The sequence below is a fragment of the Roseomonas sp. GC11 genome (genome assembly GCF_024437745.1).
GTDB lineage: Bacteria > Pseudomonadota > Alphaproteobacteria > Acetobacterales > Acetobacteraceae > Pseudoroseomonas.
This window is the reverse complement of record NZ_JANFNY010000076.1, coordinates 1-26,444: the sequence shown is the minus strand read 5'-3', so window position 1 is coordinate 26,444 and position 26,444 is coordinate 1. Positions and strand designations below refer to the sequence as shown.

At 72.7% G+C, this 26,444-nt stretch carries 20 protein-coding genes and 1 pseudogene; 8 read left to right on the top strand and 13 right to left on the bottom strand.

Annotated features, from left to right (window positions below; all coding sequences use genetic code 11):
* The 3 genes and pseudogenes from NON00_RS19595 to dapF all read right to left on the bottom strand — a co-directional run.
* A pseudogene (locus tag NON00_RS19595) lies at window positions 1–341 on the bottom strand (autotransporter outer membrane beta-barrel domain-containing protein); the annotation flags it as partial.
* A gap of 4 nt (window positions 342–345) precedes the next feature.
* Window positions 346–1,743, bottom strand: a complete 1,398-nt coding sequence (gene mtaB / locus NON00_RS19590; protein WP_256024392.1) for a tRNA (N(6)-L-threonylcarbamoyladenosine(37)-C(2))-methylthiotransferase MtaB — start codon at window positions 1,741–1,743, stop codon at window positions 346–348.
* Window positions 1,740–2,570, bottom strand: coding sequence for a diaminopimelate epimerase (dapF, locus tag NON00_RS19585; protein WP_256024391.1), 831 nt, complete (start codon window positions 2,568–2,570; stop codon window positions 1,740–1,742). Before dapF ends, mtaB begins: the two co-directional genes overlap by 4 nt.
* A 357-nt stretch (window positions 2,571–2,927) precedes the next feature.
* Here dapF and rpmI point away from each other — a divergent pair, with 357 nt between their 5' ends.
* From rpmI to pheT, 4 genes are all read left to right on the top strand, one after another.
* Window positions 2,928–3,134, top strand: a complete 207-nt coding sequence (gene rpmI, locus NON00_RS19580) for a 50S ribosomal protein L35 (protein ID WP_256024390.1) — start codon at window positions 2,928–2,930, stop codon at window positions 3,132–3,134.
* 17 nt (window positions 3,135–3,151) lie between these two features.
* Window positions 3,152–3,523, top strand: coding sequence for a 50S ribosomal protein L20 (gene rplT / locus NON00_RS19575; protein WP_256024389.1), 372 nt, complete (start codon window positions 3,152–3,154; stop codon window positions 3,521–3,523).
* A gap of 134 nt (window positions 3,524–3,657) precedes the next feature.
* The gene (pheS, locus tag NON00_RS19570) at window positions 3,658–4,740 is read left to right on the top strand and encodes a phenylalanine--tRNA ligase subunit alpha (protein WP_256024387.1); all 1,083 of its coding nucleotides are present in this window, start codon (window positions 3,658–3,660) and stop codon (window positions 4,738–4,740) included.
* 3 nt (window positions 4,741–4,743) lie between these two features.
* Entirely contained in the window at window positions 4,744–7,212 is a 2,469-nt protein-coding gene (gene pheT / locus NON00_RS19565) for a phenylalanine--tRNA ligase subunit beta (RefSeq protein ID WP_256024386.1), read from the top strand.
* Between the two features lie 170 nt (window positions 7,213–7,382).
* Here the strand turns inward: pheT and mutL are convergent, their stop codons facing one another.
* From mutL to ileS, 7 genes are all read right to left on the bottom strand, one after another.
* Window positions 7,383–9,344, bottom strand: a complete 1,962-nt coding sequence (gene mutL, locus NON00_RS19560; protein WP_256024385.1) for a DNA mismatch repair endonuclease MutL — start codon at window positions 9,342–9,344, stop codon at window positions 7,383–7,385.
* Between the two features lie 167 nt (window positions 9,345–9,511).
* Window positions 9,512–11,176, bottom strand: a complete 1,665-nt coding sequence (gene pgi / locus NON00_RS19555; RefSeq protein WP_256024384.1) for a glucose-6-phosphate isomerase — start codon at window positions 11,174–11,176, stop codon at window positions 9,512–9,514.
* 307 nt (window positions 11,177–11,483) lie between these two features.
* Entirely contained in the window at window positions 11,484–12,743 is a 1,260-nt protein-coding gene (locus NON00_RS19550; RefSeq protein ID WP_256024383.1) for a pitrilysin family protein, read from the bottom strand.
* Entirely contained in the window at window positions 12,740–14,188 is a 1,449-nt protein-coding gene (locus NON00_RS19545) for a pitrilysin family protein (protein WP_256024382.1), read from the bottom strand. The genes NON00_RS19550 and NON00_RS19545 overlap by 4 nt, the downstream gene beginning before the upstream one ends.
* Before the next feature lie 245 nt (window positions 14,189–14,433).
* Window positions 14,434–15,012 carry a DUF3035 domain-containing protein gene (locus NON00_RS19540; protein ID WP_256024381.1) on the bottom strand — a complete coding sequence of 193 codons (579 nt, stop codon included), beginning with the start codon at window positions 15,010–15,012 and terminating at the stop codon, window positions 14,434–14,436.
* On the bottom strand, window positions 15,009–15,506 hold the full coding sequence (gene lspA, locus NON00_RS19535) for a signal peptidase II (RefSeq protein ID WP_256024380.1): 498 nt from the start codon (window positions 15,504–15,506) through the stop codon (window positions 15,009–15,011). The genes NON00_RS19540 and lspA overlap by 4 nt, the downstream gene beginning before the upstream one ends.
* Window positions 15,503–18,361, bottom strand: a complete 2,859-nt coding sequence (gene ileS / locus NON00_RS19530) for an isoleucine--tRNA ligase (protein ID WP_370688742.1) — start codon at window positions 18,359–18,361, stop codon at window positions 15,503–15,505. The genes lspA and ileS overlap by 4 nt, the downstream gene beginning before the upstream one ends.
* A 333-nt stretch (window positions 18,362–18,694) precedes the next feature.
* On the opposite strand from ileS, the gene NON00_RS19525 reads away from it, so the two are divergent.
* Entirely contained in the window at window positions 18,695–19,594 is a 900-nt protein-coding gene (locus tag NON00_RS19525; RefSeq protein WP_256024379.1) for a glycosyl transferase, read from the top strand.
* Between the two features lie 121 nt (window positions 19,595–19,715).
* Here NON00_RS19525 and NON00_RS19520 read toward each other — a convergent pair whose 3' ends face one another.
* Entirely contained in the window at window positions 19,716–20,633 is a 918-nt protein-coding gene (locus tag NON00_RS19520; RefSeq protein WP_256024394.1) for a bifunctional riboflavin kinase/FAD synthetase, read from the bottom strand.
* A 23-nt stretch (window positions 20,634–20,656) separates the two neighbouring features.
* Window positions 20,657–21,238, bottom strand: coding sequence for a TIGR00730 family Rossman fold protein (locus tag NON00_RS19515; protein WP_256024377.1), 582 nt, complete (start codon window positions 21,236–21,238; stop codon window positions 20,657–20,659).
* Window positions 21,239–21,404: 166 nt separating this feature from the next.
* Here NON00_RS19515 and NON00_RS19510 point away from each other — a divergent pair, with 166 nt between their 5' ends.
* The 3 genes from NON00_RS19510 (at window position 21,405) to NON00_RS19500 (ending at window position 25,220) form a co-directional block, all read left to right on the top strand.
* Window positions 21,405–22,541 (top strand): M20 family metallopeptidase, encoded by a 1,137-nt coding sequence (locus tag NON00_RS19510; protein WP_256024376.1) that lies wholly within the window; start codon window positions 21,405–21,407, stop codon window positions 22,539–22,541.
* 173 nt (window positions 22,542–22,714) lie between these two features.
* On the top strand, window positions 22,715–23,446 hold the full coding sequence (locus NON00_RS19505) for a 2-phosphosulfolactate phosphatase (protein ID WP_256024375.1): 732 nt from the start codon (window positions 22,715–22,717) through the stop codon (window positions 23,444–23,446).
* 31 nt (window positions 23,447–23,477) lie between these two features.
* Entirely contained in the window at window positions 23,478–25,220 is a 1,743-nt protein-coding gene (locus NON00_RS19500) for a monovalent cation:proton antiporter-2 (CPA2) family protein (RefSeq protein ID WP_256024374.1), read from the top strand.
* Window positions 25,221–25,356: 136 nt separating this feature from the next.
* Here NON00_RS19500 and NON00_RS19495 read toward each other — a convergent pair whose 3' ends face one another.
* A complete protein-coding gene (locus NON00_RS19495) occupies window positions 25,357–26,352 on the bottom strand; it encodes an endonuclease/exonuclease/phosphatase family protein (RefSeq protein WP_256024393.1) in 996 nt (331 codons plus the stop codon).
* Between the last annotated feature and the right edge of the window lie 92 nt (window positions 26,353–26,444).

The window sequence follows — 26,444 nt, the reverse complement described above, 5'->3', positions numbered from 1 at the left end:
GAGGCGGGGCGCGCGGGCGCCTCTGCGCGCGGCGGCGCCTCGGGCGGGGGCTCCGGCGCGGGCGCCACGGGCGGGGCGGCATCGGACCGTGTCTCCGGCGGCGCCACCGTCTCGGGCTGCGGCACCGGTGGAGACTCCGGCGGAGTCTCCGGGGCGGGCGACGGCGCGGGGGCGGGGCTGCGCGTCTCGGCCGGGGCGGGGGCGCTCATCGCCGCCGCCGCCGGGGAAGGCAGGGGGGCGGGCGGCGTCTCCGGCGGGGCGGGCAGGGGGGCTTCGGGGGCGGGGGTCTCGGCCGGCTTCTCGCGGCCGGTCAGCTTCGCCCAGAGGTCGCGCAGCGCCATGGCGTCAGCCCTCCGCCGCCATGGGGGTGGGCGCCAGGGGGGGCGCCAGGGGGGCGGCCACCAGACCGGCGGGGCTGGCACCCGTCACGCGCAGGCGCAGCAGGCGGCCGCGCTCGCCCGTGACCCCCTCCAGCCGGACGGGGCAGAAATGTTCGCTATGGCCTCGGTCGGGGCGTTCGAGCAGCACGGTTTCCTCCAGCCCCAGGCGGGACTCGTAGAAGCGAAGGGCGGCGGCGGCGCCGGCCTCGCGCAGGCGCGCCGCCCGCGCGCGGCGCAGGGGCGGCGGCAGTTGCGGCATGCGCGCCGCCGGCGTGCCGGGACGCTCCGAATAGGGGAAGACGTGCAGGAAGTGGAGCCCCGCCTCCTCCACCAGATCCAGGGTGTCCTGGAACTGCGCCTCCGTCTCGGTCGGGAAGCCGGCGATCAGGTCCGCCCCCAGCGCCACCTCCGGGCGCAGGGCGCGGGCGCGGCGGGCGCAGGCCAGCGCCCCGGCCCGGCTGTGGCGGCGCTTCATCCGCTTCAGGATCAGGTCCGCCCCGTGCTGCACGGAGAGGTGCAGATGCGGCATCAGCCGGGGTTCCTCGGCCAGCAGGCGCCACAGATCCTCGTCGATCTCCTCCGGGTCGAGGGAGGAGAGGCGCAGCCGCGGCAATTCCGGCACCAGCGCCAGCAGCCGCCGCGCCAGCTGCCCGAGCCGGGGCCGCCCCGGCAGGTCGCCGCCATAGCTGGTGATATCGACGCCGGTCAGCACCACCTCGCGATAGCCGGCGGCGGCCAGGGCGCGCACCTGCTGCACCACCGCCCCGGCCGGGACGGAGCGCGACGGCCCCCGCCCATAGGGAATGACGCAGAAGGTGCAGCGGTGGTCGCAGCCCTGCTGCACCTGGACGAAGGCGCGCGCCCGCCCGGCGAATTCGGTGACGGGCTGCGCCGGCGCCACGCCGCGTTCGGCCATGATGTCGCGGATGGGGGGGGCGGCGGTGCCGGGGGCCCAGGCGGCGGCGTCCCACGCCTCGGGGCGCAGCTTGTCGGCATTGCCGAGCACGCGCGCCACGCCGGGCAGTGCCGCCCAGCGCTCCGGCGCGATCTGCGCCGCGCAGCCGGTGACGATGATGCGCGCCGCCGGGCTCTCCCGCCGGGCGCGGCGGATGGCCTGGCGGGCCTGGTGCTCCGCCTCGGCGGTGACGGCGCAGGTATTGACCAGGATGGTCTCGCGGTGCCCGGCGCGCAGCGCGAGGTCGCGCATCACCGCGCTCTCATAGGTGTTGAGGCGGCAGCCGAAGCTCAGCACCCGCACCGGCCCGTCATCGAGCCGCCCGCCCGCCGGGAGGGCGGGGCCGGCCTCCGGTGCCGGCGGGGCGTCCTGCGGCAGGGGGGGCGGGACCTGCCGCGTGGCGCTCATGCCGGCCAGGCCTCGGGGTCGAACTGGCCGAGGAAGGCGGTGGCGACGGGCCCGGCCATCAGCACGTGGTTGTCGGCGACGCGCCATTCCATGTCCAGTGTGCCGCCGGGCAGGTCGATGCGGGCGCGGCGGCCGGTCAGGCCCCGGCGGTGGGTGTTGACCAGCGTGGCGCAGGCGCCGGAGCCGCAGGCCAGGGTGGGGCCGGCGCCGCGTTCCCAGATGCCGAGGCGGATATGGTCCGGCGCCAGCACCTGGGCGAAGCCGATATTGGCGCGCTGCGGCAGCAGCGGGTGGTGTTCCGCCACCGGGCCGAGGGCCTTCCAGTCCAGCGCGTCCAGATCCTCGACGAAGAAGGTGGCGTGCGGGTTGCCCATGGAGCAGGCGGCGGGGTCCTTCACCGGGCCGAGATCCATCGGCAGGTGGGCGGTGTCCATCGGGCCGGAGAGCGGCACCTCCTGCCAGCCGAGCAGGGGCGGCCCCATATCGGCGCGGATGGTGCCATCCGCCAGCTTTTCGCAGGGCAGGTCGCCACGGATGGTGCGGACCACGATGCGGTCCCGTCCCGTCTCGGCCATCAGCAGCCAGGCGACGCAGCGCGTGGCGTTGCCGCAGGCGCCGGCCTCGCTGCCATCGGGGTTGTGGATGCGCATGAAGACATCGGCGCCCTCGCCGGGCGGTTCCAGCGTGATGAACTGGTCGCAGCCGATGCCCCGGTTGCGGTCCGCCAGGGCGGCGATCCGGGTGGGGGTGAGGGGCAGCGGGGCGGGGCGGGCATCGACGATGACGAAGTCATTGCCCAGCCCGTGCATCTTCCGGAACGGGATCATGCCCAGGGATATGCCTCCTCACGCCCGCCAAATGAAGGGGGAGACTGACGGCGGGGTCCGGGGGGACCCTGTCCCCCCGGCGGAGGGGGGCTGGGGGAGGCAGCGCCTCCCCCAGAAAGAGGAGGCCTTGCCCCCTCAAACTCCCCCCCTTTCTTTCCCTTGGGCAGGCGACAGGGTCCCCTGCACCCGCCTTCAGACAGCGCCCGGCAGGGCTGCCCTGCTTTCTCCTTGCCGTCGCGGCATGACTCCCGCTATAGGCGCGCTCCTTCCCGCGCGTCCGGGCCTGTAGGGCATGCCCGGCCGCGGTTTCGTGCCCGCCATGCGAATGGCGGGGACCTCGATGACCAGGAGACCGAAATGCCCAAGATGAAGACCAAGTCGAGCGTCAAGAAGCGCTTCCGGCTTACCGCCACCGGCAAGGTGAAGGCTGGCGTGGGCAACAAGCGCCACATGCTGACCGCCAAGACCAACAAGATGAAGCGGCAGAACCGCGGCACCTTCGTGCTGGACAAGCAGGATGGTGACACGGTGAAGCAGTGGATGCCGTACGGTTCGGCCCGGTAAGTCAGAGGAACTGAACCATGGCTCGTGTTAAGCGCGGCGTTGCCGCCCATGCCCGCCACAAGAAGGTCCTGAAGCTCGCCAAGGGCTATGTGGGCCGTTCTTCCAAGGCTTATCGTCCCGCGCTCGAGCGCGTCGAGAAGGCCCTGCAGTATGCCTACCGCGACCGCCGCGTTAAGAAGCGCGAGTTCCGCGGCCTGTGGATCCAGCGCATCAACGCGGCCGTCCGCGAGCATGGGCTGACCTACTCGAAGTTCATCGCCGGCCTGAAGGCGGCGAATATCGAGCTGGACCGCAAGGTGCTGGCCGCGATCGCCTTCGAGGACGCGACCGCCTTTGGCGCCCTGGTCGAGAAGGCCAAGGCGGCGCTGCCGGCTTCGGCCGAGGCGTAATGTCCGCTCCCCCCTGGTGCGAACCGGGGGGATGACGGATAGAGCAAGCCGCCGCCGCCCCGGGCTTCCGGGGCGTCCGGCGGCTTTTTTCGTATCGGGCCACCGATGCGACCTGCCACGGACGGGACGAACCGATGACGGATGACCTCGCCACCCTGCAGGCGGAGACCGAGGCCGCGCTGGCCGCCGCCGCCGATCTGCGCGCGCTGGATGCGGTGCGGGTGGGCGTTCTGGGCAAGAACGGCCAGCTCACCGCGCTGCTGAAGGGGCTGGGCGGCGTGCCCGCCGAGCAGCGCAAGGAGCGCGGCGCCGCGCTCAACCGGCTGAAGACCGCGCTGGAAGCCGCCATCGAGGCGCGCCGCGTGGCGCTCGACGCCGCCGCGCTGGAGGCCCGCCTGGCCGCCGAGCGGCTGGACGTGACCCTGCCGCCGCGCCCCTTCCCGCCCGCCGGGCCGGAGCAGGGCGCCATCCACCCCATCGCCCGCACCATCGAGGAGATCGTGGCGATCTTCGGCGCCATGGGCTTCTCCCTGGCCGAGGGGCCGGATGTGGAGGGCGACTGGTACAATTTCGGCGCGCTGAACATCCCCGACCACCACCCCGCCCGGCAGGACCACGACACCTTCTACCTGCCCGCCGGCCCGGATGGCCGCCGCCCGGTGCTGCGCACCCACACCAGCCCGGTGCAGATCCGCACCATGCTGGGCGAGGCGCCGCCGATCCGCGTCATCGTCCCCGGCCGCACCTACCGCGCCGACCATGACGCGACGCACAGCCCGATGTTCCATCAGGTGGAAGGGCTGGTGATCGACCGCAATATTTCTCTCAGTCACCTGAAGGGCTGCCTGATCGACTTCCTGCGGGCTTTCTTCGGCATCAGCGACCTGCCGGTGCGCTTCCGCTCCTCCTACTTCCCCTTCACCGAGCCCTCCATGGAGGTCGATATCGGCTGGAACCGCAAGACCGGGGAGTTGGGCAAGGGCGGCGACTGGCTGGAGATCCTGGGCAGCGGCATGGTCCACCCCAAGGTGCTGGCCAATTGCGGCATCGACCCGCGCGAGTGGCAGGGCTTCGCCTTCGGCATGGGCATCGAGCGCATCACCATGCTGAAGCACGGCATCCCCGATCTGCGCCCCTTCTATGAGAGCGATGTCCGCTGGCTGCGCCATTACGGCGCCCCCGTCCTCTCTCCCGCCACCCTGGCCGAAGGGGTCTGAGCGATGAAGTTCTCTGTCAGCTGGCTGAAGCAGCATCTGGAGACGGATGCGACGCTGGAGCAGATCACCGCCACCCTCAACACCATCGGCCTGGAGGTCGAGGGGGTGGAGGATCGCGGCGCGGCGCTCGCGCCCTTCCGCATCGCCCATGTGATCGAGGCGGTGCAGCACCCGAATGCCGACCGCCTGCGCGCCTGCAAGGTGGATGTGGGGGATGGGGTGATCCGCTCCGTCGTCTGCGGCGCGCCCAATGCGCGCACCGGCATGAAGGCCGTGCTCGGCCTGCCCGGCGCCTATGTCCCCGGCACCGGCATCACGCTGAAGGTCGGCGAGATCCGCGGCGTGAAGAGCGAGGGCATGATGTGCTCCTCGCGCGAGTTGGGCCTGGGCGACGATCATGAGGGCATCATCGACCTGCCGGCCGATGCGCCGGTGGGCATGCCCTATGCCGCCTGGGCCGGGCTGGACGACCCTGTCGTGGAAATCTCCGTCACGCCGAACCGGGGCGATGCGCTGTCCATCCGCGGCATCGCGCGCGACCTGGCGGCGGCGGGCCTCGGTACGCTGAAGCCCTTCGCCCCGGCGCGGATCGAGGGTGTCTATCCCGCCCCGCTCGCCTGGGTGCTGGAGGATGCGGCCGCCTGCCCCTGGGTGCTGGGCCGGGCGGTGCGCGGGGTGAAGAACGGCCCCTCGCCCAAGTGGCTGCAGGACCGGCTGGTCTCCATCGGCCTGCGCCCGATCAATGCGCTGGTGGACATCACCAACTTCTTCACCTTCGACCTCGGCCGCCCGCTGCATGTCTTCGACGTGGCCAAGGTGACGGGTTCCTCCCTGTTCCTCCGCCGTGGGCGCGAGGGCGAAAGCTTCCTGGCGCTGAACGGCAAGGAGGTCGCCGTCACGCCGGAGGATCTGGTGATCGCCGATGCGGCGGCCGTCGAGTCGCTGGCCGGCATCATGGGCGGCGAGCATTCCGGCTCGGATGAGGGCACCACGGAGGTGTTCATCGAATGCGCGCTGTTCGACCCGGTGCGGATCGCGCTCTCCGGCCGGCGGCATGAGCTGCGCTCCGACGCCCGCGCCCGCTTCGAGCGCGGCATCGACCCGGCGCTGCTGCCCGCCGCGCTGGACGCGGCCACGGCGATGGTGCTGGAGATCTGCGGCGGCGAGCCTTCCACGGTGACCGAGGCCGGGGCCGAGCCCGCCTGGCGGCGTGAGGCGCGGCTGCGCTTCGGGCGCATCGCCGGGCTGGGCGGCAGCGACCTCGGCGCGGAGGAGGCGGTGGCCATCCTGGAGCGCCTGGGCTTCGGCGTGGTGGCGCGCGATGCCGAGGGGGTGACGGTCTCCGTCCCCTCCTGGCGCAACGACATCGCCGGGCAGGGCGCGCTGGCGCAGCAGCCGGGGATGGACCCCGCCCGCGCCGCCGCCGCCGCCGAGGGCTGCGCCGCCATCGAGCCGGAATGCGACCTGCTGGAGGAGGTGCTGCGCATCCCCGGGCTGGACCGCATCGCGCCGGTCTCGCTGCCGGTCGCCTCGCCGGTGCCGCGCCCGGCGCTCTCGGCGAAGCAGTCCCGCGCCGTGCTGGCCCGCCGGGTGATGGCGGCGCGCGGCATGCTGGACTGTGTTTCCTTCGGCTTCCTGGACAGCCGGGTGGCGGCGAAGTTCGGCGAGACCCCGGCGGCGCTGCGGCTGGAGAACCCGATCGCCGCTGATCTCGACCAGATGCGGCCGACGCCGGTGGCCAGCCTGCTCCAGGCGGCGGCGCGCAATGTGGCGCGCGGCTATCCGGATGTGGCGCTGAGCGAGCTGGGCGCCGCCTATACGGACATCACCCCCGCCGGGCAGCAGGCGGTGGCCGCCGGCCTGCGCGTGGGCGAGACGCCGCGCCACTGGGCCGAGCCTGCCCGCGCGGTGGATGCGATGGACGCCAAGGGCGATGCGCTGGCGGTGCTGGCGGCGCTGGGCGTGCCGATGGCGGCGCTGTCCGTCACCACGGACGCGCCGGGCTTCTACCATCCCGGCCGCTCCGGCGTGGTGCGGCAGGGGCCGAAGACGGTGCTGGCGCGCTTCGGCGAGATCCACCCGAAGCTGCGGGAGGAGCTGGGCCTGCCCGGCGCCGCCGTGGCCTTCGAGGTGTTCCTGGACGCCATCCCGGAGCCGAAGCGCAAGAAGAAGGCGGTGCCCGACCTGCCTGCCTTCCAGCCGCTGAAGCGCGACTTCGCCTTCCTGGTGGATGCGGGGGTGGCGGCGGAGTCGCTGCTGCGCGCCGCGCGCGGCGCCGAGCGGGCGCTGATCGTCGATGTGGCGCTGTTCGACCGCTATGCCGGTGAGAAGCTGCCGGAGGGCAAGGTCTCCCTGGCCCTGGAGGTGACGCTGCAGCCGCGCGAGGCGAGCCTGACGGATGCCGAGATCGAGGCGGTGGGCGCCAGGATCGTCGCCGCCGTCACCAAGGCGACGGGCGCCACGCTGCGCTGAAAACGAGGGATCTGAGGGGGCTTTGCCCCCTCACCCCCAGCAGGGGACAGGGTCCCCTGCACCCGCCTTCAGTTTGAAAATTTAAACAAATGGGTTTCCAAAGGCCTCAGGCCTTTGGTGGGGAGAGTTTGAGAGGGGCGAAGCCCCTCTCAAGAGCATGAGCCCAGCTTTCAGCGCCGCCCGAACAGTTTTTCCAGTTCGGCCTTGCCCATGCGCAGCCAGGTGGGCCGCCCGTGGGAGCAGGTGGCGGCGCGTGGCGTGGCCTCCATCTGGCGCAGCAGGGCGCTCATCTCCGCCGGGTTCAGCCGCCGCCCGGCGCGGATCGAGCCGTGGCAGGCCAGCCGGGCGATGGCGGCATCCAGGCGGCGCTCCAGCGCCGTGGTTTCCTCCCATTCCGCCAGTTCGGCGCAGAGGTCGCGCAGCAGCGGCGCCGGGTCCGGGTTGCCGAGCAGGGCGGGCAGGGCGCGCACCAGCAGGGTGCCGGCGCCGAAATCCTCGATTTCCAGCCCGAGCCGGGCCAGGGTGGGGGCGGCCTCCAGCAGCCGGGCGGCATCGGTGGCGGGAAGCTCGACCACGGCGGGGATGAGCAGCGCCTGCCGCCGCACCTCACCATCCAGATACTGCGCCTTCAGCGCCTCATGGGTGAGGCGTTCATGCGCCGCGTGCTGGTCCACCAGCACCAGGGCGCCATCCGGCGCCTCGGCCAGGATATAGGTCTCCAGAAGCTGGGCGACGGGCCGCCCGAGCGGGCCTTCCTCCCCCATCTCCGGCAGGGGCGCGGGGGCGGGGTTGGCCGGGCGGGGCGGCGGCGTGGGCAGGCGCAGGCCGGGCTGCCAGGAGAAGCCATGCAGGCGGGGGGATGTCAGGGGCGGCGTCAGCGGCGGCAGGGCTTCGGCGAAGCCGGCGCGGGGGCTTTGGCCCGGCAGGCCCTGGCCGGCCACGAGATCCTGTGCCCCGTCCTCCTCTTCCCCGCCACCGGGCGCCGTGGGGTGCAGGCTGGGCGCGGGCGGGGCCCAGCCCCGCGCCCAGGCGGATGACCCGCCGGATGACCCGCCGGATGACCCGCCGGATGACCCGCCGGGCGACCAGCCGGACGAGGCCACCGCTTCCTCCCCCGGCAGGCCCGGGGCGGCGGTGGGGGAGTCGGCGGCGCCCACCGCCAGCCCCCGGCGCAGCGCCGAGATCAGCGCGCCCCGCACCGCATTGGCATCGCGGAAGCGCAGCTCCGTCTTCATCGGGTGGACATTCACATCCACCAGATCCGGCGGCAGGTCGATGAACAGCGCGGCCACCGGGTGCCGCCCCGGCGCGATCAGGTCGCGATAGGCGACGCGCAGGGCGGCGCGCAGCAGCGGGTCCCGCACCGGGCGGCGGTTGACGACGAGGTGCTGGTCCGCCGCCGTGGCGCGGGTCAGGGTGGGCAGGGCGGCGAGGCCATCCAGGGTGAGGTCGCTCCAGGCGCCGGCCACCGGCACGGCGGCGCGGGCGAAATCCGGCCCGAGCAGGGCGCCGAGGCGCGTGGCCCGCTCCGCCGGGGCGAGGTTGAGGACGATGCGCCCCTCCACCTCCACCTGGAAGGCGACCTCGGGCCAGGCCAGCGCCAGGCGGCGCACCGCCTCCACCGCGTGCCCGGCCTCGGTGGCCGGGGACTTCAGGAATTTCCGCCGCGCCGGGGTGGCGAAGAAGAGGTCCCGCACCTCCACCCGCGTGCCGGGGGCGCCGGAGGCGGGGCGGATCTCGCCCTTCAGCCCGCCCTCGACGGCGATGCTGTGCGCCTCCCCGCCCGCGGTGCGGCTGGTGAGGGTCAGCCGCGCCACGGCGCCGATGGAGGGCAGGGCCTCCCCCCGGAAGCCCAGGGTCGCGATGCGGAAGAGGGTCTCTTCCTCCGGCAGCTTGGAGGTGGCATGCCGCTCGACGCAGAGGGCGAGGTCGGCCGGGCTCATGCCCTGGCCGTCATCCTCGACGAGGATGCGCGTGGTGCCGCCCCCCTCCAGCGCCACGGCGATGCGGGTGGCCCCGGCATCGAGCGCGTTCTCGACCAGTTCCTTCACCGCGGCGGCGGGGCGTTCCACCACCTCGCCGGCGGCGATGCGGTCGGCGGTGGTGGAGGAAAGCAGGCGGATGCGGTCCATGCGGCTCCTCTAGCGCGCCGGAGGGGGAAGATGCAGCCTGATGTGGGGCGGCGCCGGGGAATCTGACAGAGGGGTTGCCAAAGGCCTCAGGCCTTTGGTGGCTGCGCGGCACTGCCGCGCAGGGGCAGAGAGGGGCGAAGCCCCTCTCAAGGCCCAGAAAGTGCCTCTTACTCCGCCGCCGCCGCCTGGAGGTCGCGGAGGCGCGCGATCAGCCCGCCGGTCGAGGGGTCATGCGCCCCCGGCGTGCCGGCCGGGTCCAGCTCCGGCAGGATCGACTTGGCGAGCTGCTTGCCGAGTTCCACGCCCCACTGGTCGAAGGCATCGATATCCCACAGCGCGCCGAGGCAGAACACCTTGTGCTCGTAGAGCGCGACCAGCGCGCCGAGCGAGAAGGGGTCGAGCTTGTCGAGCAGCAGCGTGGTGCTCGGCCGGTCGCCGGGGAAGAGGCGGTGCGGCAGCAGCCGGGCGATCTCCGCATCGGGCAGGCCGGCGGCGCGCATCTCGGCCTCCACCTCCGCCGGGGTGCGGCCGCGCAGCAGCGCCTCCGCCTGGGCCAGGCCGTTGGAGAGCAGCAGGCGGTGATTCTCGGCGAAGGGGTGGTCCGGGTTGGCCACCAGCACGAAATCCGCCGGCACCGGGGTGGTGCCCTGGTGCAGCAGCTGCATGAAGGAATGCTGCGCGTTGGTGCCCGGCTCGCCGAAGATCACCGGCCCCGTCTCGCGCGCCACCGGGCTGCCATCCAGCGTCACGCTCTTGCCCAGGCTCTCCATCTCCAGCTGCTGGAGATGGGCGGGGAAGCGCGAGAGGCGGTGGTCATAGGGCAGGATGGCCTGGCTGCGCAGGCCCAGGCCATTGACGTGCCAGACGGAGGTCAGCGCCAGCAGCAGGGGCAGGTTCTGCTCCGGCGGGGCGGTCATGAAATGCTCGTCCATCGCCCGCGCGCCGGCGAGAAGCTGGGAAAACGCCGTCCAGCCGCAGGAGAGCGCGATGGACAGGCCAATGGCCGACCACAGCGAGAAACGCCCGCCCACCCAGTCATGGAAGCCGAAGACGCGCTCCGGCGCCACGCCGAAGGCCGCCGTGGCCTCGTGGTTGGTGGAGAGCGCCACGAGGTGCCGCCGCGCGCCGACCTCGCCCAGATTCTGCTCCAGCCAGCCGCGCACGATGCGCGCATTGGCCATGGTCTCGGCCGTGGTGAAGGTCTTGGAAGCCACCAGCACCAGGGTGCGGTGCGGGTTCAGCCGGGGGCGGATGGCCTCCCAGTTATGCGCATCGGCATTGGCGAGGTAGAGCGGGCGCATGGGCGAACGCGCCGTCCACAGCGCCCGGCCCACCATGTAGGGGCCGAGGTCGGAGCCGCCGATGCCGATATTCACCACATCGGTGAAGGTCTCCCCCGTCGCGCCGCGGATCTCGCCGCGATGGATGGCGCGGGTGAAGCGCTTCATGGCCGAGAGCGTCTCGTCCACCGAGGCGGAGGCATCCTCCGTCTCGCCGCTCGCCATGCGGGCACGGTACCCGGCGCCGCGCGGCGCGCGCAGGGCCATGTGCAGCACGGCGCGGCCCTCGGTGGTGTTCACCACCTCGCCCGCCGCCATGGCGTCACGCCGCGGCAGCACGTCGCAGGCCTGGGCGAGGTCGAGCAGCGCGGCCATCGCCGCATCGTCGATCGAGGTCTTGGACAGGTCGAGCAGGATGCCGCAGGCCTCGCGGTGGAAGCGCGTGAAACGCTGCGGATCGGCGGCGAACAGGGCGCGAATGGCGCCAGCCCCAGGCTGGCGCGCCAGGGCCTCCATCCGGGCCCAGGCAGCCTCGCGCGTGCTCTCCGTCATGCCATTCCCCCTCTGCTCTCGTCGCGCAGGCTAGTGGGCTGGCGGAAAACGGCAAGCCCCCCGGGCCGGGCCGGACAGGAGTCGGGGAGGTAACGAAAAAGTCAGGGTGAAGGAGAAAGCGTGCCCCGCCGGGGTGGAGACCCGTCCGCGTTGTCGCGGGGAGGCGGCCTTCAACCCTGGGGAAAGACAGGAGGCAAGACGAGGGTGGAGATGGACATGGGATGAAAGAGAAAATTCATGGGAAGGGGGAGAGAAGAGAGGGGAAGGAAGGGGTTCTTTTTTGGAAAAAAGAACCAAAAAACTTTTTTCAGAGGCCCTCGGGCTGGCCGGCCACCGTCACCGCCAGGGCCGCAGGCTGGAGCAGCCGCGCGGCCAGCGCCGCCGCGCGCGCCGGGGTGATGGCGGCGAGGCGGGCCGGGCGCCCGGCCAGCCAGTCCAGCGGGCGGCCATTGCGCTGCATGGCCAGGAGCGTCGCGGCAATGCGGCGGCTGTCGGTGAACTGCAAGGGCTGGCTGCCCGTCATATAGGCCACGGCCTCGTCCATTTCCTCGGGCGTCGGGCCGGCCTCCGCCATGCGCTTCCATTCGGCGCGCAGCAGGGAGAGCGCCTCGCCGACCTTGGCATTGGCGGTGGCGAAGCCGCCCACCAGCACGCTCTCGCCGAACAGGCTGTCCAGCCCGGCGGAAATGCCATAGGTCAGGCCGCGCTCCTCGCGGATGCTGCGGGTCAGGCGGGCGGTGAAGCCGCCGCCGGAGAGGATGCGCAGCACCACCTGCGCCACCTCCCAGTCCGGGTCCCGCAGGGCGATGCCCGCCTGGCCGAAGAGAATGGCCGATTGCGGCGCCGCCACCGGCACCACCTGGGTGCCGAAGGGGCGGAAGGCCGGCAGGGGCGGCGGCTCGGGCGCCGCGCCCTCGGGCAGGGCGCCGAACAGCTCGGGCAGCAGGGCGGCGAGTTCTGCGGCGGTGATGGCGCCGGAGGCGGCGACCATCAGCCCCGGGCCACGCCGCAGGTGGCGCGCCAGGGCGTCACGCATCTGCCCGGCGGTGAGGGCGGCGAGGCTCTCCTCCGTGCCGGCGGCGGGGCGGCCCGCCGGGTGGTCGGGATAGGCGGCGGACCAGAAGGCCCGCCCCGCCCGGCCGCGCGGGCCCTCCAGCGCCTGCCGGGCGCGGGTGATGGCGCGCACCCGCAGCCGCGCCACATCCTCGGGCGCGAAGCGCGGCGCCGTCATGGCCAGCCGGGCGAGGCGCAGCGCCTGCGGCAGGGCGGGGGTGAGGGCGCGCAGGCTGCCGGCGAAACTGTCCCGGTCGGCGCCGAAATCGAGGCCGATCGCCTCGTCCCGCGCCGCATCGGCGAAGGCCAGGGCGTCGAGATCGCCGGCGCCCTCGGTCATCAGCGCGGCGGCGAGGGCGGAGGCGCCCTCCTGCCCCGCCGGGTCGAGCGCGGCGCCGCCGGGCCAGGACCAGGACAGGCTGACCACCGGCACCGAATGATCCTCGGCCAGCCAGGCGGTGAGGCCACCGCCCTGCACCACCTGGATGGGCAGGGAGAAACCGCTGCCGCTCATGCCGCGCCCTCCGGCAGCAGCCAGCCCAGCATCGAGGGGCGGGCGAGCACGAAGCGCGCCGCCGCCTCCACCTGCGCGCGGGTGACGGCGCGGATGCGGGCAGGCCAGTATTCCACCACGTCGAGCGGCAGGCCGACGGCCAGCGCCCCGCCCAGGATGCGCGGCGCCGCGCCCAGCCCGTCCAGCGCCAGCAGCGTCCCGGCGGTGAGCTGGCGGATGGCGCGCGCCACCTCGGCCTCCGTCACCCCCTGGTCGAGCAGGCGGGCGACCTCGGCGGCGACGGCGGCTTCCAGCGCGGCGGTCGTCGTCTCCCGCCGGGGGGTGACGAAAATCTCCAGGCTGCCGGTGCCGATGGCATCGCCGTCATAGGCGCAGCCGGCGGAGACGGCGAGGCCGCCCTCCACCAGCGCCTTGTGCAGCCGCGAGCCCTGGCCGCCGCCCAGGATGTGGGAGAGCACCTCCAGCGGGTCGGAATGCCGCGCCGCCTCGCCGCCGGCGGGCAGGGAGGGGGCGGCCCAGCCGCGCAGGAAGGCGGCCTCGCGCACCGTCGGGTCGCGCTGGACGAGGCGCTCCTGCAACGGCGCCGCGGGCAGCGGCGGGCGCTGGCGGCGCGCCTTGTCATGCGGGGCGGGGCGGCCCTGGATGGCGCCGTAATCCTGCTCCGCCAGCTTCGCCAGCTCCTCCCGGCTGATGGCGCCGCTGACGAGCAGCGTGGCATTCGCCGGGGTGTAGTAGCGCTGGTAGAATTCCAGCATGTCGGCGCGGCTGAGGGCGGCGATCTCTTCCGGCCAGCCGATCAGCGGCCGGCCGCGCCAGTGCTGGCGGCCCCAGAAGGCGGCGTCCCAGGCCTCGCGGAAGCGGCCGCGCGGCGTGCTCTCGGTGCGCTGGCGGCGCTCCTCCTGCACCACCTGGCGCTCTGCCTCGATCTCGTCGGCGGGGAAGAGGGCGGTGGCCATGCGGTCCGCCTCCATCCCCGCCACCAGGGCGAGGCGCGTGGCCTCCACATGCTGGTGGTAGGCGGTGACATCGCGCGAGGTGAAGGCATTGTCCTGCCCGCCCTCCCGCGCCACGCGGCGGGAGAAGACGCCGGAGGGCACGTTGCGGCTGCCCTTGAACATCATGTGCTCAAGGAAATGGGCGAGGCCGGACCTGCCCTCCGGATCCTCCCCCGCGCCGGCGCTGTAGAAGACGTAATGCGCCACCACCGGGGCCCGCCGGTTCTCGGCATGCACCACGGTCAGCCCGTTCGGCAGGGTCCAGAGGCTGGCGCCGAAGAGCGGCCTTTCCCCCGGCGGCGGGGTGAAGGCGGGCTGGGGGCTGGGGGCGGGCGCCGGCTGTGCCGCCACACCGGGCGGCAGCAGGGCGAGCGCGGGGAGGGCGGCGGCGGCGCCAAGCGCCGCACGGCGGGTGATGGCGGACATGCCGTCCTCACATAGGTCGGGCATGGCGGCCTCACCAGGGCCGGGGGCGCCCTCTTCCGGCGCGGGCGCAACGATTTTTCCGCCCGCCTCCGCCACCAGGCCCAGGGCCGGCTCAGGGTTTGGGGGGGCAGGCATAGGGGCAGGCGGGCCGCCCACCGGGCCAGGGGGCTGGCTTGCGGCGGGGCTGGCGGGGGCCGGCGCGGTCTCCCCCGCGCCAGCCGGGGGCGGGGCGGGGGCGCCGGCGGGCGGGGCCGGGGGGAGGGCGGGGGTCAGAACAGGCCCTGGAACAGGCCCTGCCGCTTGCGCTGGATGATGGGGGTTTCGCCATCCTCCACGCTGCGGCCGAGGGCGGCGTTCTCACGCAGGCGCTGCGCCTCGCGCTGGGCGTCGAGCGGCGTGCCCGGCGCCGGCGCGTCGCGCCAGAACATCAGCCGGTCCACCACCGAGCGCGAGGGCTGGTCGAGGCGGGTGCTCTCCGCATCCACGCGGGCGCGGATATCGGTGGGGGCGCCGCCGCCGGCCTGGGCCAGCAGCGCGTTCTCCCCGCGCGAGGGCGCGGCGGTGGCACCCACGCCGAAGGCGGCGCCGGGGGCCAGCACGGCCTCGCCCGCCGCGCGGCCCCGCAATTCCTGCGGGCGCTGCGCGCCGGGGCGCGGCGGCGGCAGGTTGCCCAGCGTCGGCGGCAGGGAGAGCGGCGCGCGGGTGACCACGCTGAACTCATCCGGCGCATCGCGGGTGAAGCCCAGCGTGCGCGACGTGTCGCTGCCGCAGGCGGCGAGCAACAGCCCGCAGGCGATCGGCATCAGCACGGCGCGGGTGGCCGGGATCCGGAAGGGAAGCTGCCTCATGGCGATTCCTTAGCGGGGGCGCGGGGACGGAACAAGGCATCGGCGATGAGCGCAACGACGCCGAGGACAATGGCCGCATCGGCCAGGTTGAAGACGTACCAGTGGTAATCGCCCACCCAGGCATCGGCGAAGTCCACCACCCCGCCGAAGCGCAGCCGGTCGATCACATTGCCCACCGCGCCGCCGACGATGCCGCCCAGCGCGATGGCGGTGAGGCGGTTCTCCGCCCGGGCGATCCAGCGCAGCAGGAAGGCGCAGACGGCGAGCGCCAGCGCCGCCAGCAGGAGGCGGTGGGTGGGCGTGTCCCCGGCCAGCAGCCCGAAGGTGACGCCGCGGTTCCACACCATCGTCAGGTCGAAGCCGGCGAAGCCGAGGTCGAGGAGCTTCACCTGCCGGATCTCCGGCAGGCGTAGCACCTCAAGGATCCACCATTTGCTCGCCTGGTCCGCCACCAGCAGCCCGGCGGCGACCGGCAGGCCGAGCTTCAGGCTCATGCCGGCGCGCTTTCCACCACCGCCTCGCAGCGGCGGCAGAGGCTGGGGTGGGCGTGCGAGGCGCCGACCTCCTCCAGCACGCGCCAGCAGCGGTCGCATTTCTGCCCGGAGGCGACAGAGACGGTGTTCTGGCTCTGCGCCGCGTCCCGCGTCAGCGCCACCTGGGAGACGATGAGGACTTCCTCCCACTGCTCCGCCGTCAGGTGGTTGGCCGGGTCGCCTTCCGGCAGGCCGATCTCGACCCGCGCCTGGAGCGAGGAACCCAGCGTGCCGAGGCGGCGCTCATCCTCCAGGTCGCCGGTCACGGTGCGGCGATAGGCGCGGATGGCCTCCCAGCGCGCCGCCAGCGCCTCATCGCGCCACTCCGCCGGGATCTCGGGGAAGCCCTGGAGATGGACGGAGCCATCCTCGGAGGGGAAGCGGGCCAGCCACGCCTCTTCCGCCGTGAAGGGCATCACCGGGGCGAGCCAGGCGGTCAGGCAGCGGTGCAGCGCGTCCAGCACCGTGCGCGCGGCGCGGCGGCGCAGGCTGTCCCGCGCATCGCAGTAGAGGCTGTCCTTGCGGATGTCGAAATAGAAGGCGGAGAGATCCGTGGCGCAGAAATTGTGGATGGCGGGGTAGACGCCGTTCCAGTCGTAATCCTTCACCGCCTTGCGCAGCCGGGCATCCAGCTCGGCGAGGCGGTGCAGCACCCAGCGCTCCAGCTCCGGCAGCTCGGCATGCGGGAGTTTCTCGCCGTCCTCGAAGCCGGCGAGGTTGCCGAGCAGCCAGCGCAGCGTGTTGCGGATGCGGCGATAGAGCTCCGCCTGCTGCGCCAGGATGTTCTTGCCGATGCGCAGATCATCCGCCGTGTCGGAATTCATCACCCACAGGCGCAGGATGTCGGCGCCATACTGCTTCGTCACCTCCTGCGGCGCGGTGACGTTGCCGAGCGACTTCGACATTTTTCGGCCAGTCTCATCCAGCACGAAGCCGTGGGTGAGAATGGCCTTGAAGGGGGCGAAGCCCTGGGCGCCGACGCTCTCCAGCAGCGAGGAATGGAACCAGCCGCGATGCTGGTCCGAGCCTTCCAGGTAGAGATCGGCCGGCACCGGCAGGCCGCGCGGGCGCAGCACGAAGGCATGGGTCGAGCCGGATTCGAACCAGACATCGACGATGTCCATCACCTGCTCGTAGTCTTCCGGGTTGCGCCCCTCGCCCAGGAAGCGGGCGGCGGCGCCGGGCTGGTACCAGGCATCCGCGCCTTCCGTGGCGAAGGCGGCGATGATGCGGTCCAGCACCGCCTGGTCGCGCAGCACCTCGCCCGTCTTCTTCTCGACGAAGACGGCGATGGGCACGCCCCAGGCGCGCTGGCGGCTGATGCACCAGTCCGGCCGCGCCGCCACCATGGAGCCGATGCGGTTGCGCCCCTGGTCCGGCACGAAATGCGTCTCGGCGATGGCCTGGAGCGACTTGGCGCGGATCTGGTTGGCATCGTCCATGGCGATGAACCATTGCGGCGTCGCCCGGTAGATCACCGGCTTCTTGGAGCGCCAGGAATGCGGGTAGCTGTGGGTGATGAAGCCCTTGCCCACCAGCAGCCCGGTGCTCTCCAGCGCGGCCCAGACCGCCTCATGCGCCTTGAACACATGCAGCCCGACGAAGCCCGGCGTCTGCACCGTGTAGGTGCCGTCATCGCCCACGCATTCCGGCACGGCCACGCCATGCGCGCGGGCGAGCTGGAAATCCTCCTCGCCATGCGCCGGGGCGATGTGGACGAGGCCGGTGCCGGCCTCGGTCGTCACATAGTCGCCGGCCAGCAGCGGGACCTCGAACTGGTAGCCGCCCTCCGCCTTCTCCCAGGCGCGCAGCGGGTGGGCGGCCAGCGCCCCCTCCAGCTCCGTGCCCTTGAAGATGCGGGCGACGCGGAAGCTGGCCAGCCCCGCCTCTTTGGCGAAGGCGCCGAGCAGCGCCTCGGCCACGATCAGGCGCTGGCCGGGCCGGGCCAGGGCGCCCTCGGCCACGCCCTCCACCTCGACCAGGGCGTAGTCGATCTCCGCCCCATAGGCCATGGCGCGGTTGGCCGGGATGGTCCAGGGCGTCGTCGTCCAGATGACGGCCAGCGCGCCCACCAGATCGCCCGAGGGGTTGGCCGGCGCCTTCAGCAGCGGGAAGCCGGTGTAGAGGATGGCCGACTTATGGTCGTGATACTCGACCTCGGCCTCCGCCAGCGCGGTCTTCTCCACCGGGCTCCACATCACCGGGCGCAGGCCGCGGTAGAGAGAACCGTTCATCAGGAACTTGCCGATCTCGGCGGCGATCGCGGCCTCTGAGGGGAAGTCCATGGTGGCGTAGCGCCCCGCCCAGTCGCCGGCGACGCCGAGGCGCTTGAACTCCTCGCGCTGCACGTCCAGCCAGTGGGTGGCATAGGCGCGGCACTCGGCGCGGAATTCCAGGACGGGGACCTTGTCCTTGTCCTTGCCCTTGGCGCGGTACTCTTCCTCGACCTTCCACTCGATCGGCAGGCCGTGGCAGTCCCAGCCGGGGATATACTCGGCATCCCGGCCATCCATCTGGGCGGCGCGGTTGATGACGTCCTTCAGCACCTTGTTCAGGGCGTGGCCGATATGCAGCGCGCCATTGGCATAGGGCGGGCCGTCATGCAGGACGAATTTTTCTCGGCTTCCGGACTGGGCGCGCAGGCGCTGCCACAGGCCGATCTTCTCCCAGCGCTCCAGCCAGCCGGGTTCGCGCTTGGGCAGGTCGCCCTTCATCGGGAAGGAGGTCTGCGGCAGGAAGACGGTGCCGCGGTAATCGCGGGCCAGGGGGGTGTCCTGGGGGGCGTCCTGCGGGGTGTCCTGGGGGGCGTCGGTCATCGGAAGGGTCCATGCCGCCGGCGGGGCGGGCTTGTTCGAAAGCGGAGCACGAGAAGACGGTCCCGGCCCTCTGGTCGGTTCAGAGGACCGGGCAGCTAATTCGCGCCGCCGCCAGCGGCGTCCCTGCGCGGAGGAGCATCCCGGACATGGCGGGGTTTTTGCGGCCCGGCGCGAGGCGGGTCAAGGGAAGCCATCCGCCGCCCCGCCGCTTCTGCTGCGCCGCTTCCGCCCCGCGATCCTCCGCCGCGGCCGGCCCGGGTTGCGCTCCCTAGGCAGGAACCGGTCTTCACGGTAATGCGAGCTCTTGCGGCGGATGGGCGTGGAGCGGTTCGGATGGCACGGCATGTCATCGTCACGGGCGGGGATGCGCGGTATTTCCCGCTGCTGGAGGACCTGGCCGCCTCCATCCGAGACCAGGCCGCGGGCGCGGCCCTGGGCCTTTCCGTCATCGATACCGGGCTGACGCGCGAGCAGGGCGAGCACCTGGCCCGCCGCTATGGCGCGCGCATCCTCCAGACCGGCTGGGAATTCCCCGAGGCGGAGCGGCGGCATGAGCGGCCCTCGGACAAGCTTTCCGTCGCGCGCGCCTTCCTCGACCGCTACCACCCGGAGGCCGACCTCCTCACCTGGATCGATGCCGATGCCTGGGTGCAGGACATGGCCCCCCTCTCCGGCATGTTCGGCGCGGCGGAGCGCGGGCGGCTGGCCATCGTCTCGCAGACCTCGCGCTATGCGCAGAACACCATGTCGGTGCAGTGGCTGAGCGTGGCGCTCGGCCTCGCCCGCGTGCGCTCCATCCTCTACAAGAACGGGCGCAATGCCGGGCTGCCGCTCGCCGTGTGCCGGCGGCTGGGGGCGAAGCCGACGCTGAATGCCGGCTGCTTCACCCTGGCGCGCAACGCGCCCCATTGGGATGCGATGCGGCGCCACATGGCCGTGACTCTCCGCCGTGGCCGGGTCTTCACCGTGGACCAGCTCGCCATCGGCCTCGCCGCCTATATGGACGGCCTTCCCGTCGAGCTCTGCCCGGAAACCTGCAACTACATGGGCCCCTGGCGCGCCAGCGATGATGGCCGCACCCTGGTGGAATTCTACACCCCCTATAACCCGGTGGGCATCGTCCACATGGCCGGGCTGGACGCCATGCGCGCCGATCCCTCGGTGACCATGGAAATCCCGATGGTTTCGGGGGGCAGCCTCGCGCGGTCGCTGCGGCGCGGGGCCTGGATTTAAAAAAGAACGTTCTTTTTTGGAAAAAAGAACCAAAAAACTTTTTTCCGTTTAGCGTTCCGCTGCGCCGGGAGACGGCGGCAGCCTGAAAGAAAGCTTCTTTTTCTTTAGAAAAAGAAGATTCTTAAATATGTAAAATTTTCTTTGCCTCCGCCGCATCGCGCGCGATCTGCGCCACCAGTTCCGGCAGCCCGGAGAATTTCCGCTCGGGCCGCAGGAAGTGGAGCAGCGCGATGCTGATCTCCTGCCCGTAGAGATCGCCGCTGAAGTCGAAGAGATGCGCCTCCACGCGGCTCTCGGTGCCGCCCACGGTGGGGCGCGGCCCGATATTGGCGACGCCCGGCACCTGCTGCCCGCCGGCCAGGGTGGCGCGGATGGCATAGACGCCGCGCGCCGGCTCCAGATGGCGGCCCAGCGGCACATTGGCGGTGGGGAAGCCGATGGTGCGGCCGCGCTTGTCGCCATGGCTGACCGGGCCGCGGATCTCCCAGGGGCGGCCGAGCTTCTGCGCCGCGCGCTCCGGGTAGCCATCCTGCAGCACCCGCCGGATGCGGGAGGAGGAGATGGGGCCCGCCTCATCCACCACCGGCGGCACGATGGTCAGGCCGATGCCCAGCGCCTCCGCCCGCCCGGCGAGGAAGGCGACATCCCCGCCCCGCCGGTGGCCGAAGGCGAAATCCGCCCCGCAGGCCAAATGCCGCGCGCCGAGCGCGCCATGCAGCACCTCCTGGACGAAATCCTCGGCCGGCATGGCGGCGAAGGCGGCGTCAAAGGGCAGGGCGAAGACGATCTCCACCCCCGCCGCCTGCAGCGCCGCCGCCTTCGAGGCGGCGGGCGTCAGGCGGAAGGGCGGGTCCTCCGGGCGGAAATGCTCGCGCGGGTGCGGCTCGAAGGTGAGGGCGGCGAGCTTCAGCTCAGGCCGCGCGGCATGGGCGGCGCGCAGCACGGCGCGGTGGCCGAGATGCACCCCGTCGAAATTGCCCAGCGCCAGGGTGGCGCCGCGCGCCGCCGCCGGGGCGGCGCGCCAATCGGTGACGAGCATGGTGGCCGCCTGCCCCTGGCTGTTCACCGCGCGTCCTTCTGCGCCCACTTCTCCACCGCCACCGGGGTGAAGCCGGCGAGCGCGTCCAGCGCCGCCTCCGGCGTGGCGGAGAAGGCGACCATGGCGCGGTGCTTCGCGTGGAGAAAGCCCTCGGCCACCATGTGGTCCAGCACCCCGCCCAGGCGCTGCCAGTAGGCCTCGGTGTCGAGGAAGGCCAGGCCCTTGTCGTGGATGCCGAGCTGGGTCCAGGTGAAGGCCTCGATCGCCTCCTCCAGCGTGCCGATGCCGCCGGGCAGCACGACGAAGCCATCCGAGAGATCGGCCATCATCGCCTTGCGCTCATGCATGGTGGCGACCACGCGCAGCTCGGTGATGGCGCCGTGGCCGACCTCGCGCCGCATCAGCGTCTCGGGGATGATGCCGATGACCTCGGCCCCCGCGCGCATGGCGGCATCGGCGACGATGCCCATCAGCCCGACATGCCCGCCGCCATAGACCAGCCCGAGCCCGCGCGCCGCGATCAGGCGCCCGAGTTCCCGCGCCGCCTCGGCATAGGCGGGGTTGGTGCCGGGGTTGGAACCGCAGAACACACAGACACGCTTCATGGCCGTCGTCACCCCGGGATCATGGCCCGGCCGGAAAGCGGCCGGCGCCCACCCCAACCGCTTAGCCGCGCCCTGGCCGATGGACAAGCGCCGCGCGCGGCGCGACAAACCGCGCCCTTCTGCCCCTGAGCCCTGTGGCCCCTGGCAACCTGAAGGACCTGCCCCCATGCCCGTCACGCAACTCGGCACCAGCGAGCGCCTGCTGGAAGAACTCCGCAGCTGGGTGGAGCACGAGACCCCCACCACCGACCCCCGGGCCATCAATGGCCTGGTGGACAAGGCCGAGGCGGAGTTGCGCGCCGTCGGCGCCGTGCTGGAGCGCATCCCGGGCCGTGATGGCTTCGGCGACCACCTGGTGGCGCGCACGCCGGGGCAGGGGCGCCCCGTGCTGGTGGCCGGCCACCTGGACACGGTGTGGGACCACGGCACCCTGGCCAACACCATCCCCTTCCGCCTGGAGGGCGAGAAGGCCTATGGCCCCGGCATCTACGACATGAAGGCGGGCAGCTTCTTCGCCTTCCACTCCGTGCGGGAGATCCTGCGGCAGAAGGTGGCCACCCGCGCGCCCATCACCCTGCTGCTGACCTCGGATGAGGAGGTGGGCAGCCCCTCCAGCCGCGCGCTGATCGAGCGCGAGGCGGCGGGCGCCTGCGCGGTGCTGATCCCCGAGCCGGCGGGCGGGCCGCAGAAATGCTGCGTCACCGCGCGCAAGGGCGTCGGCCGCTTCGTGGTGAAGGTGACGGGGCGGAGCGCCCATGCCGGCGGCAACTGGCAGGAGGGCGCCAGCGCCATCGTCACCCTGGCGCGGCTGATCACGCAGATCCACGCGATGGTGGACCTGCCGGGCGGCACCACCACCAACTGCGCCCCCATCTGGGGCGGCACGCGGCCCAATGTCATCCCCAACGAGGCGGGGTGCGAGGTGGATTTCCGCGTCGCCACCGCCGAGGATGGCGCGCGCATCGCGGCCGCCATCCTCGCCCTGGCCGGGCCGCAGCCGGAGGGCACCACCGTTACCATCACCGGCGGCATGAACCGCCCGCCGATGGAGGAGGGGCCGGGCAACCTCGCCCTCTATGCCCGGGCGCGGGAGATCGCGGCGCGCATCGGCTACGACCTGCCGAAGCAGCACCGCGGCGGCGGCTCGGACGGCAATTTCACCGCGGCGCTCGGCGTGCCGACGCTGGACGGGCTGGGCTGCTCCGGTGCCGGGGCGCATGCGGAGTTCGAGCATATCCTGTGGCCGGAACTGGCGCCGCGCTGCGCCACCCTCTGCGAGCTGCTGGAAACGCTCGGGGACTGAGGGCGCTGGCTTAAGCGGGCCTTCCCCCCCCCCGCCCCTGCCTTCGGGGGGGAGGCGCCAACAAATGGGTTTCCAAAGGCCTCAGGCCTTTGGTGGGGAGAGTTTGAGAGGGGCGAAGCCCCTCTCAAGACTTTTCCAGGTTCTCTGACGCTCCGCCCCAAAAGGACAGCCCCATGCCCGCCTCTCCCCCCTGTGCCGAAAGCCTCTGCGAATGGGGGATCGCCGGGCTGGAGGCGCTGCGGGAGGCGGCGGCGGTGTTTGTCATCGTGGATGTGCTGTCCTTCTGCACCGCCGTGGATGCGGCGCTGGGGCGGGGGGGCAGCGTCATCCCCTTCGCCAGCGGCGACCCTGGCACGGCCCGGCGGGCGGCGGAGGCCGCCGGCGCTCTTCTGGCCGGGCGGCGCGGGGAGGGCGGGTTCAGCCTCTCCCCGCCCAGCCTGCTCGGCCTGCCGGCGGGGGCGCGGCTGCTGCTGCCCTCGCCCAACGGGGCGCGGCTTTCCGCCACCGCCGCGGCCCTGGGGCGCCCCGTCCTGGCCGGCTGCCTGCGCAATGCCGCCGCCGTGGCCCGCGCCGCCCAGGCCCTGGCCGGGATGGGGGCCATCGCCCTCATCCCCGCCGGGGAGCACTGGCCCGATGGCCGCCACCGCCCCGCCATCGAGGACTGGCTGGGCGCCGGCGCCATCCTGCACCACCTGGGCGAGGCGCGCCCGGCCACCGCCGAGGCGGCGCTGGCGCGGGAGGCTTTCCGCGCTGCCCGCGACCGCCTGCCCGCCCTGCTGCGGGGCTGCCGCTCCGGCCAGGAGTTGACCGGACGGGGCTTCCCGCAGGATGTGGAGATGGCCCTGGCCCTCGATGCCAGCCCGCACGCCCCGCTGCTGCACGGCGGCGCCTTTTCCGCCGCCTGACCACCCGCCTTCCCCATCCCAGGAGATCCGCATGGCCGAGGCCAGCCACCTGACCCCGATCCTGCAACCCATGATCTTCCTGGCCACCGCCGTCATCGCCGTGCCGCTGGCGAAGCGCCTGGGGCTGGGCTCGGTGCTGGGCTACATCGCCGGGGGTATCGCCATCGGCCCCTGGGGCCTCGGCCTGCTCGGCGATCCCGCGCGCGTCGCCAGCATCGCCGAACTCGGCATTGTCCTGCTGCTTTTCATCATCGGGCTGGAGCTGAATCTCGGGCGGCTCTGGGCGCTGCGGCGGGATATCTTCGGCCTGGGCACGGCGCAGGTGCTGGGCTGTGGCGCGCTGCTCGCCCTGCTGCCGCGCGCCCTCGGCCATGGCTGGGGCGCCGCGCTGGTGGCCGGGCTGGGGCTGGCCCTCTCCTCCACCGCCCTCGTCATGCAACTGCTGGAGGAGCGCGGCGAGACCGAGACCCCGCATGGCCGCACCGCCTTCGCCATCCTGCTGTTGCAGGACCTGGCGATCGTGCCGCTGCTGGCGCTGGTGGCCTTCCTCTCGCCCCTGCCTTCGGCGGGCGGGCAGCCGGCCTGGGCGGAGGCGCTGCTGGCGGCGGGCGCCATCGCCGCCGTGGTGCTGGCCGGGCGCTATCTGCTGAACCCCTTCTTCGCCCTGCTCGCCCGCTCCGGCGCGCGCGAGATCATGACCGCCGCCGCCCTGCTGGTGGTGCTGGGCGCCGCCGGGGTGATGGCCCTGGCCGGGCTGTCCATGGCCATGGGCGCCTTCCTGGCCGGGCTGCTGCTCGCCGAATCCAATTACCGGCATGAGCTGGAAGCGGATATCGAGCCCTTCCGTGGCCTGCTGCTCGGGCTTTTCTTCCTCTCGGTGGGGATGAGCGTCGATCTCGGCGTGGTCTGGGCCCAGGCGGGGCTGCTGCTGGCCGGGGTGCTGGCGCTGGTGCTGCTGAAGGGGCTGGCCACCTATGCCCTCTCCCGCGCCTTCCGCCACCCGCCGGCCACCGCGCTGCGCGCCGGCATGCTGCTGTCCCAGGGTGGGGAATTCGGCTTCGTCCTCTATGCCACCGCCGCCGCCGCCGGGGTGATGCAGCCCGCATTGGCGAGCCTGCTCGTGGCGCTCGTCACCCTCTCCATGGCGGTGACGCCGCCGCTGCTGCGCCTTGCCCCCGTCATCCTGCGCCGCTGCGGCCGCCCCATGCCGGAGGAAGACTATTCCGATGCGCGCGGCAGCGTGCTGGTGGTGGGTTTCGGCCGCTTCGGCCAGCAGGTGTCCCAGTTCCTGCTGCGCCAGGGCTATGCGCTGACGCTGCTCGACAATGACGTCCACCGCATCGAGGAGGCCGGCCGCTTCGGCGCCCGCGTCTATTATGGCGACGGCACGCGGCTCGACGTGCTGCGGGCGGCGGGTGTCGGGCGGATGCGCCTCGTCGTCATCTGCACCGACCGGCCGGAGGTGACGGACCGCATCGTGGCCGTGATGCAGGAAGCCTTCCCCGAGATCCCCTTCCTGGTGCGCGCCTTCGACCGCCGTCACGCTCTGGGGCTGATGGCGCGCGGGGTGGACAACCCGGTGCGCGAGACCCTCGAATCCGCCTTCCGGCTGGGGCGGGAGGCGCTGCTGGCCCTCGGCCTGCCGCGCGAGGAGGCCGAAGCCACCGAGCGCTATATCCGCCAGCGCGACCGCGCCTGGCTGGAGGCCCAGGCCGTCGGCGGCCTCTATGCCCGGCCGGCGCCGCTGACGCCGGTGCGGGGTGAGAGCGATTGATTTATTGGAGATAATCTTCTTTTTCTGAAGAAAAAGAAGCAAAAAGATTTTTTCCAGGCTGCCGCCGTCTCCCGGCAAAGCGGGACGCTGAACTGAAAAAGTTTTTTGGTTCTTTTTTCCAAAAAAGAACCCTTCTTCAAAAACTTAACGTCGCACTGATCATCTCATGATCGCTGAGCGGCGTGCCATCCGGCCCCAGGGCGGGCGTCATGCGCGGCGCGGAGAGGGTGCAGCCGCGCGCGAAGAGCCAGTCCAGCTGCTGGGTGCCCACCTTGCTGCCCTTGTTCCACAGGCTGGCGCGGGTGCTGGCGGTGGCGGTGTTGCCGCCCGCCCAGTCATAGCCCCGGCGCCTGGCTTCCTCGAACAGGGCTTCGCGCGGGTCGTCCAGCCCGCCGGGGGCGACGCGGGTGTTGAGGTCGCCCCCCGCCACCACCGGCCGGCCCTCCGCCAGAAGGTCCAGCGCGTCCAGCAGCGCCGCCATCTGGCGGGCGCGCCCGGCGAAATCGGTATCGCTCTCCAGGTGGATGGAGCAGCCGAGGAACTCCACCCCGGCCCATTCGAACAGCGCCGCCACCGCCATGCGCGCCCCGATGCGCCTTTGCCCGCCGCGCGGGGCGATGAACCAATCCGCCTCCTGCGGCAGGCGGATCAGCCAGGCGGCGCGGAAGGGCAGGGCGCTCAGCAGGCCATTGCCGTGGAAGCCCAGCCTGTTCCCCGGTGGGTTCTCCGGGAAGGGGAGCGGCGCGGGCATGGCGGCCAGTTCCAGGAATTCGGCGCCATAGGCGTGGCCCTGGCCCAGCGCCTCCGCCATCACGCGGGTGACGTGGCGCTGGCCGGTGCGGTGGCAGCCGCAATCCGCCTCGGTCAGAAAGGTGAGCGCCACGCCCTCCCGCCGCAGCAGGGCGGCGCTGTCCTGCGGGAAGAGGCCGCGCTCCAGGTTCCAGGCGGCGATGCGCAGCGGGCCGGGCGGCGGGGGCGGGGCGGGGGGCGGGGAAACTTCCAGGGTGCGGAAGGCAGGCAGGGAGTCCAGCGCCGCCGCATGCGCCGCCGCCGTGGCGGGGCCTTCCAGGAAAGCCATGCGCCGCGCGGGGGGGATTTCCGGCAGGCTGTCGCAGGTTTCGTTGAAGATCATCGCCACTCCTCGGCTCGGGGGGGGGGGGGGGGGGGGGGGGGGGGGGGGGGGGGGGGGGGGGGGGGGGGGGGGGGGGGGGGGGGGGGGGGGGG